Below are 18919 nucleotides of genomic sequence, written 5' to 3' on the forward strand. Positions count from 1 at the left end.
GGTCTGCTCTCGTTCGCTTGGCTCATGGCCCCTCGGTCGACCGACACCGACCTCGGTTACGGATCTTCGACAACAGCAGTGTTCACCAACTTTAGTCCTCAGACCTGCCGAAGGCAGACAAGCGGGTAGCCCTCGCACTTGCCTCGACCCTCGAGGACCGCGATCTCGAGCGCGACCGCAGCACCGACGACCTCGGCGCCGCAGGCCCGCAACAACTCTGCGGTGGCCGCGATGGTGCCACCGGTGGCGAGGACGTCGTCGACGATCAGGACCTTCCGGCCCGAGATGTCGACGTCGGCCGGGATCTCGAGTTCCGCCGACCCGTATTCCAGTTCGTAGCTCTGCGCCACCACGGGTGGCGGGAGCTTGCCTGCCTTGCGGACCGCGAGAATGCCGGTGCCGAGTTCCAACGCGACACCCGCGCCCAGCAAGAAGCCGCGCGCATCGATTCCCGCAACGAGGTCGGCTCCCGAACCGGCCTCGGCCAGTGCCGCTACCACGGACTTCAGACCGTCTGGATCTGCGAACACCGGCGTCAGATCGGCGAACCGCACCCCGTCGACCGGGAAATCGTCGGCCCATCGGGTGAGTCGGTCGATGTGGTCCGACGCGATCGACGCTCTCTCTTCGGAAACTCTGTTCACCTGAGCAGTATCCAACGATCCATGTTCCACCCTGCACCCGCCACCGTCGGATTCACGACGACGTTGGTCATACCGTCCGCCACGGCCAACGTTCGAGGCTGGTTGAACAGTGGAAGCGAGGGCATCTCGTTCCAGAGGATCCGTTCCCCTTCGGTCGCGAGAGACAGCACGGTCCCATCCGACGGCGCCGTCGCCAGCTCGTTGACGATCGCATCGATTCTGCCGTTGGTGAATCCACCGACGTTGCTGCCGTTCCCGCTGTGCACGCTGTAGCGCGCCGCTTCCTCGGACACCGCTCCCGACGGTCCCGAGGCCGACGCAGTGGCTCCGAGAACGGCGTCGACCGCCCCCGTGCGTAGTGCACTCGGCGAGAAGTCCGGAGACCCTGCGTCGGTGACGGTTATCCCGGCGGGCGCGCATGCGGACGCGATGTCGGCGACGATCCGTGCGCGCCGTGGATCGGGTGCGAGGTAGCCGACTCGAACGGTGAGGCTGTCCAGATCGGCGTTGTTTCGCTCGGTCGTCGACGCCGCGACGTCCGCTTGCCGGTAACGGCCGTCCGCGGTGGCGGCCACCGGTCCGTAGAGCAGCGCGCTCGGACGGACGAGTCGGGAATCGACGACGGCCGAGCCGATGCCTGCGGACTCGTCGTATCCGGGGTGGCCGACGCCGTCGAACAGTTGCTCCCGCGGCACACACGCTGCGATTGCGCGGCGCGCAGCGGACGCCGCGAGCGAACCGCTCGTCGCGAACGTCAATTGCTCCACGCCGTGGGACGGAAAGTCGGTGCGCTCGAAGCCGTCCGATGGGATGTCGCCGCCTGCACCGTGATCGACGACCTCGAGGTCGCCCTCGGTTGCGCGTGCGGCGACGTCGGTTCCCTTCGGCCATACGACGATGCGGTCGGTCTCGGGCGGAACCCCCCACCACGACTCGTTGGCGACGAGTACGAGGCCGTCCTCCTGGGTGTAGGAGTCGACGCGGTAGGGCCCGTTGGACGGCAGCAGGGACGTGTCGATCTGTCCTGGAACGAGATTCCAGCCCGTGTTCCAGAACTCGGCGATCCTCCCGACGGCCGCGAGGTCGCCGGACAGGATCGGGTCGACGACATTGGGGACCCCGGCGACGCGAGCTGCCACATGGGAGGGCAGAAGATCGGTTGCGCCGAACAAGGACCGCCAGCCGTCGTAGTTCCGACCCGGACGGTAGACGACCGTGGCGTCCTTGCTTCCCGGGATGCAGTCGACTCGTTCGATGTCTCGGTATCCCGCGCTCGACGCAGCGTCGAACAGGGGCAGGTCGTTCTCCCCCGCCACGAAGCGCCCACTGTTCGCTGCCCATGTCAGCACCAGGTCGTCGCACGTCATCGGGACGCCGTCGGAGTACGTCGCCTGCGGCGCGATCGTGTACGACACCGTGAGGACGTCGGCCGGTACGACCGACACCCCGCCCACGTCGTTGTCCGAGAGCGCTTCGCCTTCGGGTCCGACGTAGCCGAAGCCGGTCTGGACCCGAGGGAACGCCTGCCGGGCCGCCGATGCGGCGCCGTCGACCGTATTGGCGTTGTACGTGGTCAATACCGTGTCGACGGCGTATCCGATGGACGGGACCTGGTCCTCTGCCGTCGAGCACCCTGCGAGAGCGCCTGCTGTGACGGCGACGACCGCCACCGCTGCCGTCGTCCGCGACCTCTGGACTCGCACGTTCATCAACGCCTCTTCTTGGCACGCTTTCCGGTAGGCCGCGAGCCCACCCGAGGGGTCACCGGCGCGTCGGGGACTGTGCCCGACCCTGCTACGACCGGAGTGTCCGACCCTACGCGCTTCGCGGCCTCGGCACGCTTGCCCAACACCTTCTTGGTGTGGGCCGCGACGGGACCCCACTTCTCCTTGATGGACACCAGCAACGGCGTCGCGAAGAAGATCGACGAGTACGCGCCGACGATCATGCCGACGAGCTGGACGAGCGCGAGGTCCTTGAGTGTGCCGACACCGAGCAGCCAGACGGCGACGACCATCAGCGCCAACACCGGCAGAACGCCGATGACGGTGGTGTTGATCGACCGCATCAGGGTCTGGTTGACGGCCAGGTTGGCCTGCTCGGCGTAGGTCTTCCGGCCCAGGTGAAGGATTCCGCGCGTGTTCTCCTCGACCTTGTCGAAGACCACGACGGAGTCGTACAGCGAGAACCCGAGGATGGTGAGGAGGCCGATGACCGTCGCGGGCGTGACCTCGAACCCGACGAGCGAATACACACCGGCGGTGACCAGCAGGTCGAAGAACAGTGCGGCGAGTGCTGCTATCGCCATGTCCCTCTCGTATCGGATCGCGATGTAGATACTGACGATGACAAGGAACACGACGAGCGCGATCAGTGCCTTCTGCGTGATCTGCCCACCCCATGTCTCGCTGACGTCGGAGAAGCTGATGGCGTTGGGGCTCGCCGTTCCAGTGCTGTCCACCGGCTGGAAGGCGTCGAACAGTGCAAGACGCACCTGGTCGACCTGTCCTGCGTCGAGTGCCTCGGAACGCACCTGCACCGTGGCAGCCGCGCCGGAGCCGACGGTCTGCACTGCTTCGGGGCCGAACCCGAGAGCGTCGGTGAACACCGTCTCCACCTGCTCGGAGGTGACACCGCCGTCGGCGGGAACCTGAATCTTGGTTCCGCCTTCGAAGTCGATTCCGAGGGTGAACCCCCGGAAGACCATGCTGAGCAGGCACACCAGGACGATCGCCGCGGTGAGGATGTAGTAGAACCGGCGCCTACCGACGACCTCGAACGCGCCCGTTCCCGTGTACAGCCTCGACAGCCAACCACGCGCGGGTTGCGCGCTCTGATCGACGCCGGAGTCCTGCAGCAGGACCGACCCGGTGCCCTCGGTGTTCTCGGATGAATCGGACATCTCAGGCCCCCTTCGTCGCAGCATCGGATGCGGATTTGCTTGCCATGGCACGTGCGGCGGCGCGCTTGCGTTCCTGCGCGATCTGCGCGACGGCGCCGAGCCCGTTCACGCCGGGCTTGGACCAGAACTTGGACTTCGACGCGAGGTAGACCAGCGGCCAGGTGACCAGGACGACCACCATGACGTCGAGGATCGTGGTGAGGCCGAGCGTGAACGCGAAGCCCTGCACCTGACCGACGGCCAGGGCGTAGAGCACCGCGGCGGCGATGAAGCTCACGGCGTTACCGGACAGAATCGTCTTGCGTGCACGCGTCCAGCCTCGCGGAACGGCGGATCGGAAGCTTCTGCCTTCCCTGATCTCGTCCTTGATGCGCTCGAAGAACACGACGAACGAGTCGGCCGTCATGCCGATGCCGATGATCAGACCGGCGATGCCGGCAAGGTCGAGGGTGAAGTTGATCCATCTGCCGAGCAGAACGAGAATTCCGTACACCATCGCACCCGCGAGCACCAGCGACAGTGCGGTGAGAAATCCGAGCGCACGGTAGTACACGAGGCAGTAGACCAACACGAGCGCGAGGCCGATCGCTCCGGCGAGCAGACCCGCTTCGAGCGAAGCCAGCCCCAGCGTCGCGGACACGGTCTCGGCTTCCGACGACGCGAAGGACAGCGGAAGCGATCCGTACTTCAAGGTGTTCGCGAGGTCCGATGCACCTTGGGCGGTGAACTGTCCGGTGATGGACGTTGCGCTACCGGCCGGCGTCGCGCCCTGGATCACCGGCGCGCTGACGACCTTGGAGTCGAGCGTGAACGCAGCCTGGCTGCCGATGTTGGCTCCGGTGAACTGCGCCCACGTGTTGCTGCCTTCGGAATCGAAGCTCAGGCTGACCTCGTGACGCGACTGCTGGGAGTTGAATCCGGAGGTCGCATCGGAGATCTGCTGACCGTCGATGATGCTCGGCCCGAGGACGTACACGGCGGCACCGTCGGTGGAGCATGCGACCAACGGCAAGGCCGGGTCGTCGTTGCCCTGCAACGGGTCGGGAGCGTTGCAGTCGATCGTCGCGAGGGCAGCCTGCTGGACCTGAGGGTCCTCGCTCTGACGAAGCGCCTTCGCCTCGGCGATCTGGTCGTCGGCCTGCTCGGCCTCGGTGCCCGCGGGCTCGTCCGCAGCCGGGTCCTCCGCAGCAGGATCCTCGGCGGGGTCGGCGGGTGTGGGCGCGGGTGTCGGATCGACCGCGCTGGGATCCTGTGCCGGGAACGGGCGACCCTGAGGCACCGCATCTCCGGACGGCGCAGGAGTGTCGGCAGCGGGCGTCTCGGCGGGTGTTCCACCTGCCGGGGCCTGCTCGGTTCCTCCCGCGGGGGCGCCTGCCGCGGGCTGTGCAGCTTGAATCACCGGGCGGATGAACAGCCGCGCGGTCTGGCCGAGAGTGCGTGCCTGCGAGCTGTCGTCACCGGGAACGGTGATGACGAGGTTCTCGCCGTCGATGAGCACCTCCGAGCCCGCGACACCGAGACCGTCTACGCGAGTGGTGATGATCTGCTGTGCCTGGATCAGGCTCTCACGGCTCGGCGCGCTGCCGTCCGGCGTCCGCGCCGTCAACGTGACACGGGTACCGCCTTCGAGGTCGATACCGAGCTTGGGCTCGGGGGACTTGTCTCCGGTGAAGAAGACCAAGGCGTACACAACGGCCATCAGGACGCCGAACACGGCGAGATAGCGGGATGGATGCACCGATCCGCTTGAAGGTGCCACGGTGTGTGATTCTCCTCTTGGCGTTTGAGGGTGAGGTGACGAGAGGTGACTCGCGGGAGGTTCAGGGCATACCGGGCGCCTGGACCCTTGCACGCGAAACCGCTGCCGGACCGTGTCCGACAGCGGCTGAGATCATCGCGAAGTCACTCCTTGTCGAGGCGACGCGTGCTCTGTTCGACGGTGTCGTCGGCGGAGGGCTGCGACGACACGGTCTTGTCGAGCGACGGTCCTGCACCTTCCACACCGGACAGGTCGTCGGGTGCGGTGATCGCGTCGCCTGAACGATCGTCGAACTCGTCGTCGGTCTCCGGTGGGAGAACCTCACGGACGACTGCCCGGGACCAGGTGGTGATGATGCCGTCGGCGATCTCGAGGTCGACGGTGTCCTCTTCCACCAGCGCGACGCGGGCGTAGAGGCCTGCGGTCGTCACGACCTCGTCACCGACCTTCAGCGAGTCCTGCAATGCCTGGGTGTCGGCGAGGACCTTCTTCTGCTTGCGCACGTTGAGGAACATCGGTACGAGCAGCGCCACGATCAGCAGCGGAAATAGCAGTTCCATCTTCTACGTCAGTCCTAAGAGGTGTCGTTGTTCTTGTCGTGTCGGCGTCCGATAGCGAGCGCGTCGCGCGCATTCGGAGTGCCGTGCGTCGGGTCCAGTGTGCCATTACCTCACTGCCGACTTGTCCGGCTCCTGAGCTTTGCCGGGCAATTACTCGAATAATCCCTGCTGAGCTTCGTTCGTTCGCACGGAAATACCGCCGATGGCGAGGTCCGGTGGGGGCACGAGACCGAGATGCTGCCACGCTGCTGCCGTCGCCACCCGTCCACGGGGAGTCCGTGCAACCATGCCCGCGCGTACCAGAAACGGCTCACACACTTCTTCCACCGTCGACGGTTCCTCTCCGACGGCGACCGCGAGTGTCGACACGCCGACGGGCCCGCCTCCGAAGCTCCGGATCAACGCGCTGAGAACCGCTCGGTCCAGCCTGTCCAGACCCAACTGGTCGACGTCGTAGACGACGAGCGCTTCCTGCGCCGTCTGTTTGGTCACGGTGCCGTCCCCACGCACCTCGGCGTAGTCGCGCACTCGGCGAAGCAGGCGGTTCGCGATACGTGGGGTACCGCGCGAGCGTCCGGCGATCTCGGCGCATCCTGCCGCGTCGATCGGCACGCCGAGGATGCCTGCCGAGCGCACGAGTATCCGCTGCAGTTCCTCGGGTTCGTAGAAGTCCATGTGCGCGACGAAGCCGAAGCGATCCCTCAGCGGTCCGGTGAGGGCGCCCGATCGGGTGGTGGCTCCGACCAAAGTGAACGGCGCGACTTCGAGAGGGATGGAGGTGGCGCCCGGCCCCTTGCCCACCACCACGTCGACACGGAAGTCCTCCATGGCGAGGTACAGCATCTCCTCGGCCGGGCGCGCGATTCGGTGGATCTCGTCGATGAACAGCACGTCGCCCTCGACGAGGTTGCTGAGCATGGCGGCGAGATCACCTGCCCGTTCGAGCGCGGGCCCCGACGTCAGTCGCAACGACGTACCCAGTTCCTGGGCGATGATCATCGCCATCGACGTCTTGCCGAGCCCGGGTGGGCCCGACATCAGGATGTGATCGGGTGTGCCGCCACGAAGCTTCGCACCGGTCAGGACGAGTTGGAGTTGCTCACGCACTCGCGGCTGACCGATGAAGTCCGTCAGCGATTTCGGGCGCAGACTGGTCTCGACGTCGACGTCGTCCGCGGTGACCTCCGCGGTCACCTGTGAGTCCTCGAGGTCGGCGTCGTCGGTCATCTCGTCTTACCCAGGTACGCGAGCGCGGAGCGTAGCGCAGCCGACGTCGACGCGTCGGGCTGAGCGGCCAGTACGGATGCTGTCGCGTCCTCGGCTTGTTTGACCGCGAATCCGAGTCCGGTGAGGGCTTCGACGATCTGATCGTGCACCGCGCCGCCGCTCGCGCCTGCGGTCGGCGTCGCGGACGCTCCCCCTCCGCCGACGATGGCGTCGACCTTGTCCCGCAGTTCGACGACCATCCGTTCGGCACCGCGTTTTCCGATCCCGGGTACACGCGTCAACGCAGTGACGTTGCCGTCCGCCAAGGCGGTCCGCAACGCCGCCGGATCGAGCACGGCGAGGGTGGCCATCGCGATACGAGGCCCGACACCGGACACCGTCAGCAACAGTACGAACAGGTCCCGTGACTCGGTGTCCGAGAACCCGTAGAGGGTCATCGAGTCCTCGCGGACGATCATGGTCGTCAGCAGTCTGGACTCGGATCCCCGAGTCAACGACGCGAGTGTCGAGGGTGTCGCGTTGACTCGATATCCGACCCCGGACGCTTCGAGGACTGCGTGGTCGAGCGCGATGTCCAGTACTTCCCCGCGGATGGATGCGATCATCCGACGCCCGCCTCTCCGACAGCCCGAGCCGCTACGGCTCGGGCGCTCTTCTTCGCCGCGGCTGTCCGTGCTTTACGCTCCTCGGCCAGCCGTACCTCGTACTTGCGCCGCTGTTCTTTGGCCATCGCCTCGGCCTTCGCCATCCTCGCGATCATCGGCGCGCGCCAGCAGTGACAGATACCCAGAGCGAGAGCATCGGCCGCGTCGGCGGGAGTCGGTGCGGTCTGCAGTCCGAGAATCCGCATGACCATGGCTGTGACCTGCGCTTTGTCCGCACTACCGTTGCCCGTGACCGCGGCTTTCACCTCGCTGGGAGTGTGAAAGCAGACGTCGATGCCTCGGCGGGCTGCGGCGAGCGCGATCACTCCCCCGGCTTGCGCCGTGCCCATCGCGGTGCGCACGTTGTGTTGCGCGAACACGCGCTCGACGGCGACGACGTCAGGCTTATGAGTATCGAGCCAATACTCCGCGGCCTCGGAGATTCGGAGCAAACGCTGAGCCAGATCCATGTCCGCCGGAGTGCGCACGACATCGACGTCCAATGCGATGACACTGCGCCCCGAACCGCCCTCGATCAAACTCAACCCGCACCGGGTCAAGCCTGGGTCGACGCCCATCACTCGCACGTGTTCACCTTCCGCTTACGAACTGTTGTTCGATAGCGTAGCGGAGGGCAGGCCGAGCGGGCGTGTGCGACACCCGACCGGCCGCCGACGGGTCAGTCCTCGTCGAGTTGCGCGAGAACCTCGTCCGACAGTTCGACGTTGGAGTAGACGTTCTGAACGTCGTCACTGTCCTCGAGCGCGTCGATCAACTTGAACACCTTGCGTGCACCGTCGACGTCGACGGGAACGCTCACCGACGCCTGGAAGCTGGCCTCGGCCGAATCGTAGTCGATCCCGGCCTCCTGCAGCGCCGTTCGGACTGCAACGAGATCGGTTGGCTCACTGACGATCTCGAAGGTGTCGCCGTTGTCGGTGACTTCCTCGGCACCGGCGTCGAGAACCGCCATCAGGACGTCGTCCTCGGACTGACCGTTCTTCTCCAACGTCACCAGACCCTTGCGCGAGAACAGGTACGACACCGATCCCGGGTCCGCCATGTTGCCGCCGTTGCGGGTCATCGCCACCCGAACCTCGCCCGCGGCGCGGTTGCGGTTGTCGGTGAGGCACTCGATGAGCACCGCCACACCGTTGGGTCCGTAGCCCTCGTACATGATGGTCTGCCAGTCGGCGCCGCCGGCTTCCTCGCCCGCGCCGCGCTTGCGCGCACGCTCGATGTTGTCGTTGGGAACCGACGTCTTCTTCGCCTTCTGGATGGCGTCGAACAGCGTCGGATTACCTGTGGGATCGCCACCACCGGTGCGGGCCGCCACCTCGATGTTCTTGATGAGTTTGGCGAACGACTTGCCACGCTTGGCGTCGATCACCGCCTTCTTGTGCTTGGTGGTGGCCCATTTGGAGTGGCCGCTCATGCGATGGAGCCCCTTTCGTACTTACAACAAGTGTTCGTAGTTTACGCGTGCTCGACCGGCACCGACTCCATACACGTCCGCAAACGTGCGAACGTCGCCGCTCAGACCCCACGCACGAGGTCGACGAAGAGTCCGTGTACGCGACGGTCACCGGTGACCTCGGGATGAAAGCTGGTGGCCATGACGGGCCCCTGGCGCACCGCGACGACGCGACCCGCGGCGGGACCGTCGGGAACGGTGGCGAGGACCTCCACGCCGTCGCCGACGCGTTCCACCCACGGCGCTCGGATGAACACCGCGCGCAGGGGGTCGCCGTCGATTCCAGCGAACTCGAGATCGGTTTCGAAGGAGTCGACCTGACGACCGAAGGCATTGCGCCGCACGGTGATGTCGAGGGCGTCGAGATGCTGGGCGTCCTCTCTGGTATCGAGAACTTCACTCGCCAACATGATCATTCCCGCACACGATCCGTAAGCGGGTAGTCCGTCACGCAGCCGGGCACGCAGCGGTTCGAGCAGTTCGAAGACCGTCAGAAGCCTGCTCATCGTCGTCGATTCGCCGCCGGGAACGACGAGTCCGTCGACGCCGTCCAACTCCGCGGGCCGGCGTACCGCGACTGCCTCGGCGCCGCTCGAGCTCAGCGCAGCGAGGTGTTCTCGGACGTCGCCCTGCAACGCGAGTACACCGATGCGAGGCCCGGTCACCTGGGCTTGAACGGATCGGTGGCCGATTTCGTTCGATCCCGCTCGAAGCGCATCAGACCTTCCTGCACTACGGCGGCGACCATGCGACCCTGCCGGTCGAAAATTCGGCCCTGTGCCAGCGCACGCCCGAAGTCCGCGGACGGCGACGTCTGGTCGTACAGCAGCCATTCGTCGGCGCGGAACGGGCGCAGGAACCACAACGCGTGATCGAGTGACGCCGTCTGAGTCGCCACGCCCGGGTGTGGGACCTTCGCCGAGCCGATCAGGGTCATGTCGGACATGTACGCGAGCGCGCAGACGTGGAACACCTGATTGTCCGGCAACCGATCGCGGTAACGAAACCACACTCGCTGCTGGGCGGCGAGGCTCGGGTATTTCTCGGTCTGCTCATCGGGGACCTTGCGTATGTCCCATTCCTTCCACTCCTCGTAGAACGAATTGTCGAACTCCGGAAGGGTGCGCGGGTCCGGCAAGGTCTCCGGATCGACGACGCGGGGCATCGTGTCCTGGTGCGAGATGCCGTCGTCGTCGACGTGGAACGACGCGGACATGGTGAAGATCGCCTTGCCGTCCTGAATTCCGGTGACACGGCGCGTACAGAAGGACCTGCCGTCACGGATGCGCTCGACCATGTAGACGGTCGGCTCCGTGGGGTTGCCCGGCCGGATGAAGTAACCGTGCAACGAGTGCACGCGGTAGTCGTCGGCGACTGTGTTGACGGCCGACACCAGAGCCTGCCCGGCGACCTGCCCGCCGAACGTCCGCTGCAACATGCTCGGGAAGGTTCGACCACGGAAGATGTCGTTCTCGATACGTTCCAATTCGAGAATGTCCTCGATACTGGCCATTGTTCACCTCTCGTCGCTGCTGGTGAAGGCTAACAAGCGCGGAAACAGGCAAGATGAACCGGTGCCGAACCGAGACCTGCCGACGCCTGTGCCGATTTTCCCGGAACTACTCGCCCGGGCAGTGGCCGATCGAATTCCCCACGGCCGCCGCGCAATCGGTGTGATCGACGGCGTCGACGCTGCTGGTCCGGTCGATTTCGCCGGGACGGTCCGTGACCTCGTGGGCGCGTCCGGACGGCGTTGTGACGTGATCGATCTCCACGATTACGTGCGGCCCGCCTCACTGCGATTCGAGTACTCTCGGACCGACGAGTTGACCTATCGGACAGCCTGGTTCGACTTCGCCGCGGTGGAGCGTGAGGTCGTTGCCCCGATGCGTCCCGGAGGCCGAGGAACGTTCCTACCCCGGCTCTGGGACGAGGTGGCCGATCGGTCCGCGAGGGCGAGCCTCGTCGACGCGGCTCCCGACCATGTTCTGCTGATCGCCGGTCCGACGGCCCTCGGACGCATTCCCGATGCAGCGGTGACGGTGCACCTGAAGATCAGCGAAGCCACCATGCGGCGCCGGACCCCCGAGGCCGACGCATGGACGGTTGCACCGCTGCTCGAGTTCTACGACGAGGCACCGACTGCGGACGTCGTGGTCCGCTGGGATCACCCGGACCGGCCCGCGATACTCCAGGCCTGAGACGTCACCAGCCGCGTTCGGCCAAACGGTGAGCAACCGGAAGATCGTCGACGTTGATGCCCACCATGGCCTCACCCAGGCCACGCGAGACCTTGGCGAGGACGTCGGGGTCGTCGTGGAAGGTCGTCGCCTTGACGATCGCCTCGGCACGCTCCTTCGGGTTGCCGGACTTGAAGATTCCGGATCCGACGAAGACGCCCTCCGCACCGAGTTGCATCATCATCGCAGCGTCAGCCGGCGTAGCGATGCCGCCGGCCGTGAACAGGGTCACGGGCAGCTTGCCCGCACGTGCGACCTCCACGACCAGGTCGTGGGGAGCCTGAAGTTCCTTTGCCGCGACGTACAGCTCGTCTTCGGGCAGCGACGTGAGTCGGCGAATCTCGTCGCGGATCTTGCGCATGTGCGTGGTCGCGTTGGACACGTCGCCGGTACCCGCCTCGCCCTTGGACCTGATCATCGCTGCGCCTTCGGTGATCCGACGCAGCGCTTCGCCGAGATTGGTTGCGCCGCACACGAACGGGACGGTGAAGTTCCATTTGTCGATGTGGTTGGCGTAGTCCGCCGGGGTCAGCACCTCGGATTCGTCGACGTAGTCGACGCCGAGACTCTGGAGTATCTGCGCTTCGACGAAGTGGCCGATCCTCGCCTTCGCCATGACGGGGATGGACACCGCGGCGATGATGCTGTCGATCATGTCCGGATCGCTCATCCGCGACACACCACCCTGCGCGCGGATGTCCGCCGGAACACGTTCGAGCGCCATGACCGCCACGGCCCCTGCATCCTCGGCGATCTTGGCCTGATCGGCGGTGACCACGTCCATGATCACGCCGCCCTTGAGCATTTCGGCCATGCCGCGCTTGACGCGTGCTGTCCCCCGGCCGTTGTCTTCGACGTCTGATGCGGGAACGATGGGCGTACTCAAAGGACTCTCCTGCAGCTGAGGGAACACGGGACTACCTCGGAGCGAGGCGTGCCCGAGAGTAGACCGAACTGGCATTCATTCCCATAGCCAGTCGAGAATTGCTGGACCCCTGACCGAGCGCTCCGTTCCGCCGTGTCCGTCGGCCTCAGCGGATAGCGCGTACGTCCGGTTCGGTTCTACGCGCAAGCACGATGTTGACCTCGTCGAGCAGTTCGGCGAGATCCTGCGGATACACCGTCTCGCCGATCGCCGCGAGTGACCTGATGTCGTCCTCGGTGCACCACTTGTGGCCCGTCACCGTTCGACGCTCGAAGTCGGTGAATCCCGAATGTTCGGGCTCGAACTCCTGAGTCCTCGACGCGAAGAACAGCTCCTCGGACCGCAGGAGCACTCCGTTGAACGGGAACGTGGCCACCCGCCGCCACATCGGCCCCTTCAACTCGGTCGACGCCACGCCCAGACCCGTTTCCTCCCGGACCTCACGGACAGCGGCCTCGCGGAGGTTCTCGCCGGACTCGACGGCGCCACCGATGGTGAACCAGAAATACACGTCGGGAACCGTCGGATCGTGGCCGCGCAGAAGAAGCACCCGGCCTCGTTCGTCGACGAGAACGACTCTCGCCGAGGTGCGCTGCACCGCTCGCCCCTCGGACCCGAAGGTGTCGGACGCCGACCGCTCGGCAATCTCGAAGTACGTCGGCAGGGGCGCAGTTCCGCCCAGGTGCAGTGCACGAACCGCCGCGGTCGTGCGCAGCGCCAACGTGTCTCGCACCGCATCGTTGTGGAACCTGCGCGCGATCAGCACCCGGGCTTCGGCGTCGGCGAGCTCGGCTACCAGTTGCGGGGGCAGATCGGCAGGATCGAGCGCCGCCAGCGCCACCGACACCGCGTTCTCGGCCGCCTCACGATGTGCGCGGTCGGCGCGTTCGGCGGCGTCGGCCAGCGCCGCCAATCGCCGACTGTCCTCCAGCTGGGCCCTGGTCGCCGACGCCACGGCTCTGGCCACCACGGCGCGGCGCGCCAGTGCGGAGTCGAGCGACTGCCACGACAGGTCCGAGCGGACGTGCAGCCGATCGAGGCGGTTGGCCGTCGCGTAGGCCCACAGCCCGATCACCAGGACCAGTACCGCGACGAGACCGACGATCAGAATCGTCAACGCGGACAGTGTCATCAGCTCGCCGCCCGCACTTTCTGTCCCCCGACGGTCACGGTCTCGTAGACCCGCATGATCTGCTCGGCGACGACCGGCCAATCGTATTCCGCCACAGCCCGGGTCGCCGCCTGCACCACACGGTCCCTGACATCGTCCGAGGACAGCACCGCGTCGACGGCATCGGCGAGGGCGACGTCGTCGTCGATCGGCACCAACAGGCCGGCGGTGCCGTCGCGAAGGACCCGCCGGAACGCGTCGAGCTCACTGGCCACCACAGCGGTACCCGACGCCATCGCCTCCACGAGCACGATCCCGAAGCTCTCGCCGCCGAGGTTGGGGGCGCAGTACACGTCGGCACTCCGCATCGCCGACGCCTTCTCCTCGTCGTCGACCTGCCCGAGGAACCGCAGATGCGACGCTGCCGCGCCCGCTTCCTTTCGTAGTTTGTCCTCGTCACCGCGTCCGACGACGAGTATCTCGACGTCGGGGTGTCGCTCGACGAGTGTCGGAAGCGCGCGCAGCAGCACCGCCATGCCTTTGCGTGGTTCGTCGAAGCGGCCGAGGAACAGTACGGTGCCGCCGGCTCGGGGATACCCGGGAAGCAGCGTTGCGCGTCGGAAGGCCGGTACGTCGACACCGTTGGGGATTTCGACGGCATCGCTGCCGAGTGCCTCGACCTGCCACCGGCGGGCGAGTTCGGATACCGCGATCCGTCCGCTGATCTTTTCGTGGTAGGGACGGAGAACACCCTGAAACGTACTGAGTACCAACGACTTCGTGGTGGAAGTGTGAAAGGTCGCCACTATCGGGCCGTCGGCGGCCTTGAGTGCCAGCATCGACAGGCTCGGGGCATTCGGTTCGTGAATGTGCAGGACGTCGAAGTCGTTCTCGGCGATCCACTTCCGAATGCGCGAGTACGTGACCGGCCCGAACCGGAGCCTCGCCACCGAGCCGTTGTACGGAATGGCCAGGGCCTCACCCGCGGAGACGACGAAGTCGGGTAGTTCGGTGTCGTCGGACGCCGGTGCGAGGACGCTCACTCGGTGACCCCGTTCGATGAACACCTCGGCGAGCTGCTGCACGTGTGCCTGAACTCCACCCGGCACGTCGAAGGAGTACGGACAGACCATCCCGATCTTCACGTGCCCTCGATCCGTGCTCGCCGCGAATCGGACAGGTCGTCCATCCACAGAGGTTGGAGCATGTGCCAGTCGGCGGGATAGGTCGCGATGTTGTCGGCGAAGCGGTCGGCGAGCTGCTGCGTGGCGGTCTCGACTCCCTCGCCCACGTCGATGCGCGGTGAGATGGAGAAGCCCCAGGCATCGCCGTCGAAGTAGCAGTGCACGGGCAGCAAGTGCGCGCCTGTGTCGATCGCGAGGCGAGCCGGGCCCGCCGCCATTCGTGTCGGCTCCCCGAAGAACGTGACGGGCACACCGTGCCTGGCCAGATCGCGTTCGCTCAGCAGGCAGACGACTTTGTTCTCCCGCAGACGTTCCGACAGCGCCGCGAACGGCGGCACCTCCCCTCCGCTGAGCGGGAAGATCTCGAAACCGAGGCTTTCTCGGTAGGCCACGAACCGCTGGTAGAGCGATTCGGGTTTCAACCGTTCCGCGACGGTCGCGAAGGTGCCGTGAGTCCGTGCCAGCCACACACCGGCCATGTCCCAGTTTCCGCTGTGCGGCAGCGCGAGCACCGCGCCGCGACCGTCGGCGAGCGCAGCGTTCAGGTGTTCCTGGCCGTGGATGCTCGAATCGAGCGACGCCGCCAACTCATCGAGGTCCATCGATGGAAGGCGGAATGCCTCTCGCCAGTATCGGGCGTAGGAGCGCAACGACGCACGGATTAGCTCGTCGGGCACCTGGTCCGCTGTGGTGCCCAGCACGCGTGAGAGGTTTCGACGGAGTTGAGCCGGGCCGCCGCCCCGACGGGCCGCGACGTCCGCTCCGGCGTCGAACAGTCGGGTCGCCAGCCCGGCCGGAAGCGATCTCACCAGGCGCCAGCCCGCGGCGTACCCCGCGTCGCCGACGCGCTCGCCGAGAGTCACGGCGTATCGGTCTTCGCGTCGCCGTCGGTCGTGGCCGCAGGTTCCTTGCTGATGATGTCCCTGGCGCCCTCGGAGCGGCGCACGGCAAGCACTCGTTGGAACACCGTGACCACGCTGAGCACGGCGAGAACCCACATTGCCGGGTAGATGAGGCTGTCGAGCCAGGGAACGTCGTAGTGCCGACCGATTCCGGTCAGTCCTGCACCGACCAGAACGATGACCAGGCGGTCGGGCCGTTCGATCCATCCACCGTCCGCCGACAGACCGCTGGCTTCCGCGCGCGCCTTCGCGTAGGAGATGACCTGCGACGTCACGAGGCACACCAGAGTTGCGATCAGCAGCAGCTTGTCCTGCTCGCTGTACACCGCCCACCAGGCGAGGCCGGCGAAGATCGCGCCGTCCGCGACGCGGTCACAGGTCGCGTCGAGTACCGCTCCGTACTTCGTTCCGCCACCGCGTGCGCGCGCCATCGCACCGTCGAGCATGTCGAACAGCACGAACAGCGTGATCACCATCGTGCCCCAGAAGAGGTACCCGGCCGGGAACATCGTCACGGCGGCAGCCACCGTCACGACGGTGCCGATCAGCGTGACCGAATTGGGAGTCAGTCCGGTGGCGTTGAGCGCTCGACCGAGCGGTGCCGTCACCTTGGACATCGGAGTCCTACCGAGAATGCTCAGCACCGCGAACCCCCCTTTCGACGTATGTTCATTCGGCCCAGGCCGACGCCAGCAGAGCCCGCGTGTCACGCAGCAGCTGCGGCATGACCTTCGCTCCACCGACGACGGTGATGAAATTCGCGTCGCCGCCCCACCTGGGAACGATGTGCTGATGCAGATGCTCGGCCAACGATCCTCCGGCTGCCGCACCCAGGTTCAGTCCGACGTTGAAACCGTGCGGGTTGGACACGCGCTTGATGGTCCTGATGGCGTGCTGAGTGAACGACATGAGCTCGGCGCTCTCGGCGGGCGTCAGATCCTCCAACGCAGCGACGCGCCGGTACGGGACGACCATCGTGTGCCCGGGGTTGTACGGGTAGAGGTTGAGCACCGCGTACACCTGCTCGCCTCGCGCGACCACGAGCCCGTCCTCGTCGCTCATCTTCGGAATGTCCGAGAACGGTTCGCTGGACTTGCTGTTCTCACCGGGAGCTTCGGTGATGTAGGACATGCGGTGCGGCGTCCACAGACGTTGGAGTCGATCGGGGTCACCGAAACCGGTGTCGACGATCGCCGCGTCCTTGTCGGGCATGGTCAGCTCACTCCTGAGGTCTCGGCGACGAGGGTTGCGGTGGGAGATGCGTTGTTGCGCGAGCTGATCCAGTCCGCGATCAGCTCGACAGCTCGGTCGGTCGCGACTCCGTTGACCTGAGTGCCGTCGCGGAACCGGAAGCTGACCGCTCCGGCTTCCACGTCACGTTCGCCGGCGAGGAGCATGAACGGCACCTTCTGCGCGGTCTGGTTGAAGATCTTCTTCTGCATGCGGTCGTCCGACGCATCGACCTCTGCCCGAATTCCGCGCTTCTTCAGTTCGGCCACCACAGCGAACAGATGATCCTGATGCACCTCTGCCACCGGGATACCGACGACCTGCACTGGGGACAGCCACGCCGGGAACGCACCCGCGTAGTGCTCGGTGAGTACACCGAAGAACCGCTCGATCGAGCCGAACAGTGCTCGGTGAATCATCACCGGGCGTTCTTTGCTTCCCCCGGTAGCGGTGTACTCGAGCTCGAAGCGCTCGGGCAGGTTGAAGTCGAGCTGGATGGTGGACATCTGCCATGTCCTACCCAGTGCGTCCTTCGCCTGAACCGAGATCTTCGGGCCGTAGAACGCCGCGCCACCCGGATCGGGAACCAGATCGAGACCGGACGCGGCTGCCACCTCGGCGAGCGTGTTGGTCGCTTCCTCCCACACTTCGTCGCTGCCGACCGACTTGTCCGGGTTGCGAGTGGACAACTCCAGATAGAAGTCGTCGAGCCCGTAGTCCTTGAGCAGACCGAGAACGAATTCGAGCGTCGTGGTCAATTCGTCGCGCATCTGCGCACGAGTGCAGAAGATGTGGGCATCGTCCTGGGTCAGACCTCGAACGCGGGTGAGTCCGTGGATGACTCCGGACTTCTCGTAGCGGTACACGGTTCCGAACTCGAACAACCGCAAGGGCAGTTCACGATACGAGCGCCCCCGCGAGCGGAAGATCAGGTTGTGCATCGGGCAGTTCATCGGCTTGAGGTAGTAATCCTGGCCGGGTTTGCGCACAGCACCGCTCTCGTCGAGCTCGGCGTCGAGATGCATGGCCGGGAACATCCCGTCGCGATACCAGTCCAGGTGGCCGGACACCTCGTACAGGTGCCCCTTGGTGATGTGCGGGGTGTTGACGAAGTCGTATCCCTCTTCGATGTGCCTCTGCCGGGAATAGTTCTCCAGCTCGTTTCTGATGGTGCCGCCCTTGGGGTGGAACACCGGGAGCCCGGATCCCAGCTCGTCCGGGAAGCTGAAGAGGTCGAGCTCCGACCCGAGCTTGCGGTGGTCGCGGCGCTCCGCCTCGGCCAGCAGCTCCAGGTGGCGATCGAGAGCCTCGGAAGATTCCCACGCGGTTCCGTAGATGCGCTGCAAACCGGCGTTGTCCTGGTTGCCGCGCCAGTAGGCGGCGGAACTGCGGGTCAACTTGAACGCAGGGATGTACTTGGTGGTCGGTATATGGGGGCCGCGGCACAGGTCGCCCCAGATTCGGTCCCCCGTCCGCGGATTCAGATTGTCGTACGCGGTCAGCTCGCCGCCGCCGACCTCCATGATCTCGGGATCGTCGATGCCGGACTTGTCGTTGACCAGTTCCAGCTTGTACGGCTCGTTCGCCAGTTCCTCTCGGGCCTGATCGATCGAGTCGTAGACGCGACGCGAGAATCGCTGGCCGGCCTTCACGATCTGCTTCATCTTCTTCTCGAGCGCGGTCAGGTCCTCGGGAGTGAACGGCTGCTCGACGTCGAAGTCGTAGTAGAAGCCGTCCTTGATGAACGGGCCGATGCCCAACTTCGCACCGGGAAACAGGTCCTGGACCGCCTGCGCCAGGACGTGCGCGGCGGAATGCCTGATGACACTGCGGCCGTCCTCGGTGTTCGCGGCCACCGGCTCGACCTCGGCATCACCGTCGGGAGCCCAGGACAGATCGCGAAGCTTGCCGTCGGCGTCACGCACGACGACGATCGCGTCAGGTCCCTTGTTGGGCAAGCCCGTGTCCCGAAGTGCCGTTCCGGCAGTCGTTCCGGCCGGCACCATGATGCGGGCGGGCGAGACGGCGGTTACGGGCATGGTCACGGCGATGTACTCCTTGGTCGATCCTCGCAGGGAAGATCCCGGTGTAAGTGGATAGCGGCGGTCGGTGAGACC

The 18919-nt window shown here is 65.9% G+C and carries 19 protein-coding genes; 1 reads left to right on the forward strand and 18 read right to left on the reverse strand.

All coding sequences use genetic code 11. The features are described 5' to 3' along the window. Positions 1-98: 98 nt before the first annotated feature. From CH289_RS23240 to CH289_RS23290, 11 genes are all read right to left on the reverse strand, one after another. Positions 99-644 carry an adenine phosphoribosyltransferase gene (locus CH289_RS23240; protein WP_019663987.1) on the reverse strand — a complete coding sequence of 182 codons (546 nt, stop codon included), beginning with the start codon at positions 642-644 and terminating at the stop codon, positions 99-101. Then, on the reverse strand, positions 641-2353 hold the full coding sequence (locus tag CH289_RS23245) for an ABC transporter substrate-binding protein (protein ID WP_020110145.1): 1713 nt from the start codon (positions 2351-2353) through the stop codon (positions 641-643). The genes CH289_RS23240 and CH289_RS23245 overlap by 4 nt, the downstream gene beginning before the upstream one ends. Next, positions 2353-3546: a protein translocase subunit SecF gene (gene secF, locus CH289_RS23250; RefSeq protein WP_020110146.1), complete on the reverse strand. Its 1194-nt coding sequence runs from the start codon at positions 3544-3546 to the stop codon at positions 2353-2355. Before secF ends, CH289_RS23245 begins: the two co-directional genes overlap by 1 nt. A 1-nt stretch (position 3547) precedes the next feature. Next, on the reverse strand, positions 3548-5305 hold the full coding sequence (secD, locus tag CH289_RS23255; RefSeq protein WP_179276861.1) for a protein translocase subunit SecD: 1758 nt from the start codon (positions 5303-5305) through the stop codon (positions 3548-3550). Positions 5306-5448: 143 nt separating this feature from the next. Next, positions 5449-5865, reverse strand: a complete 417-nt coding sequence (yajC, locus tag CH289_RS23260; protein WP_019663991.1) for a preprotein translocase subunit YajC — start codon at positions 5863-5865, stop codon at positions 5449-5451. A 150-nt stretch (positions 5866-6015) separates the two neighbouring features. Further along, the gene (gene ruvB, locus CH289_RS23265; protein ID WP_020110147.1) at positions 6016-7092 is read right to left on the reverse strand and encodes a Holliday junction branch migration DNA helicase RuvB; all 1077 of its coding nucleotides are present in this window, start codon (positions 7090-7092) and stop codon (positions 6016-6018) included. Continuing rightward, on the reverse strand, positions 7089-7697 hold the full coding sequence (gene ruvA, locus CH289_RS23270; protein ID WP_019663993.1) for a Holliday junction branch migration protein RuvA: 609 nt from the start codon (positions 7695-7697) through the stop codon (positions 7089-7091). The genes ruvB and ruvA overlap by 4 nt, the downstream gene beginning before the upstream one ends. Then, on the reverse strand, positions 7694-8323 hold the full coding sequence (gene ruvC, locus CH289_RS23275; RefSeq protein ID WP_027498533.1) for a crossover junction endodeoxyribonuclease RuvC: 630 nt from the start codon (positions 8321-8323) through the stop codon (positions 7694-7696). Before ruvC ends, ruvA begins: the two co-directional genes overlap by 4 nt. Before the next feature lie 92 nt (positions 8324-8415). Next, the gene (locus CH289_RS23280; protein WP_019663995.1) at positions 8416-9171 is read right to left on the reverse strand and encodes a YebC/PmpR family DNA-binding transcriptional regulator; all 756 of its coding nucleotides are present in this window, start codon (positions 9169-9171) and stop codon (positions 8416-8418) included. Between the two features lie 101 nt (positions 9172-9272). Continuing rightward, a complete protein-coding gene (gene pdxT, locus CH289_RS23285) occupies positions 9273-9875 on the reverse strand; it encodes a pyridoxal 5'-phosphate synthase glutaminase subunit PdxT (protein ID WP_020110149.1) in 603 nt (200 codons plus the stop codon). Further along, entirely contained in the window at positions 9872-10723 is an 852-nt protein-coding gene (locus tag CH289_RS23290) for an acyl-CoA thioesterase (protein WP_019663997.1), read from the reverse strand. Before CH289_RS23290 ends, pdxT begins: the two co-directional genes overlap by 4 nt. A 121-nt stretch (positions 10724-10844) precedes the next feature. On the opposite strand from CH289_RS23290, the gene CH289_RS23295 reads away from it, so the two are divergent. Next, a complete protein-coding gene (locus tag CH289_RS23295) occupies positions 10845-11411 on the forward strand; it encodes a nucleoside/nucleotide kinase family protein (RefSeq protein ID WP_020110150.1) in 567 nt (188 codons plus the stop codon). Between the two features lie 4 nt (positions 11412-11415). Here the strand turns inward: CH289_RS23295 and pdxS are convergent, their stop codons facing one another. The 7 genes from pdxS to thrS form a co-directional block, all read right to left on the reverse strand. Beyond that, on the reverse strand, positions 11416-12363 hold the full coding sequence (gene pdxS, locus CH289_RS23300; protein ID WP_019663999.1) for a pyridoxal 5'-phosphate synthase lyase subunit PdxS: 948 nt from the start codon (positions 12361-12363) through the stop codon (positions 11416-11418). A 118-nt stretch (positions 12364-12481) separates the two neighbouring features. Further along, positions 12482-13507 (reverse strand): NUDIX hydrolase, encoded by a 1026-nt coding sequence (locus CH289_RS23305; RefSeq protein WP_020110151.1) that lies wholly within the window; start codon positions 13505-13507, stop codon positions 12482-12484. Continuing rightward, positions 13507-14631 carry a glycosyltransferase family 4 protein gene (locus CH289_RS23310; protein ID WP_020110152.1) on the reverse strand — a complete coding sequence of 375 codons (1125 nt, stop codon included), beginning with the start codon at positions 14629-14631 and terminating at the stop codon, positions 13507-13509. The genes CH289_RS23305 and CH289_RS23310 overlap by 1 nt, the downstream gene beginning before the upstream one ends. After that, on the reverse strand, positions 14628-15533 hold the full coding sequence (locus CH289_RS23315) for a phosphatidylinositol mannoside acyltransferase (protein WP_020110153.1): 906 nt from the start codon (positions 15531-15533) through the stop codon (positions 14628-14630). The genes CH289_RS23310 and CH289_RS23315 overlap by 4 nt, the downstream gene beginning before the upstream one ends. Next, positions 15530-16216 carry a phosphatidylinositol phosphate synthase gene (gene pgsA / locus CH289_RS23320; protein ID WP_019664003.1) on the reverse strand — a complete coding sequence of 229 codons (687 nt, stop codon included), beginning with the start codon at positions 16214-16216 and terminating at the stop codon, positions 15530-15532. The genes CH289_RS23315 and pgsA overlap by 4 nt, the downstream gene beginning before the upstream one ends. 25 nt (positions 16217-16241) lie before the next feature. Beyond that, complete coding sequence (locus CH289_RS23325) at positions 16242-16784, reverse strand: ATP adenylyltransferase (protein WP_019664004.1); 543 nt, start codon at positions 16782-16784, stop codon at positions 16242-16244. 2 nt (positions 16785-16786) lie between these two features. Beyond that, the gene (gene thrS, locus CH289_RS23330; protein ID WP_094728704.1) at positions 16787-18841 is read right to left on the reverse strand and encodes a threonine--tRNA ligase; all 2055 of its coding nucleotides are present in this window, start codon (positions 18839-18841) and stop codon (positions 16787-16789) included. Positions 18842-18919 lie beyond the last annotated feature (78 nt).

The organism is Rhodococcus sp. RS1C4 (genome assembly GCF_002258225.1).
Classification (GTDB): domain Bacteria; phylum Actinomycetota; class Actinomycetes; order Mycobacteriales; family Mycobacteriaceae; genus Rhodococcoides; species Rhodococcoides fascians_E.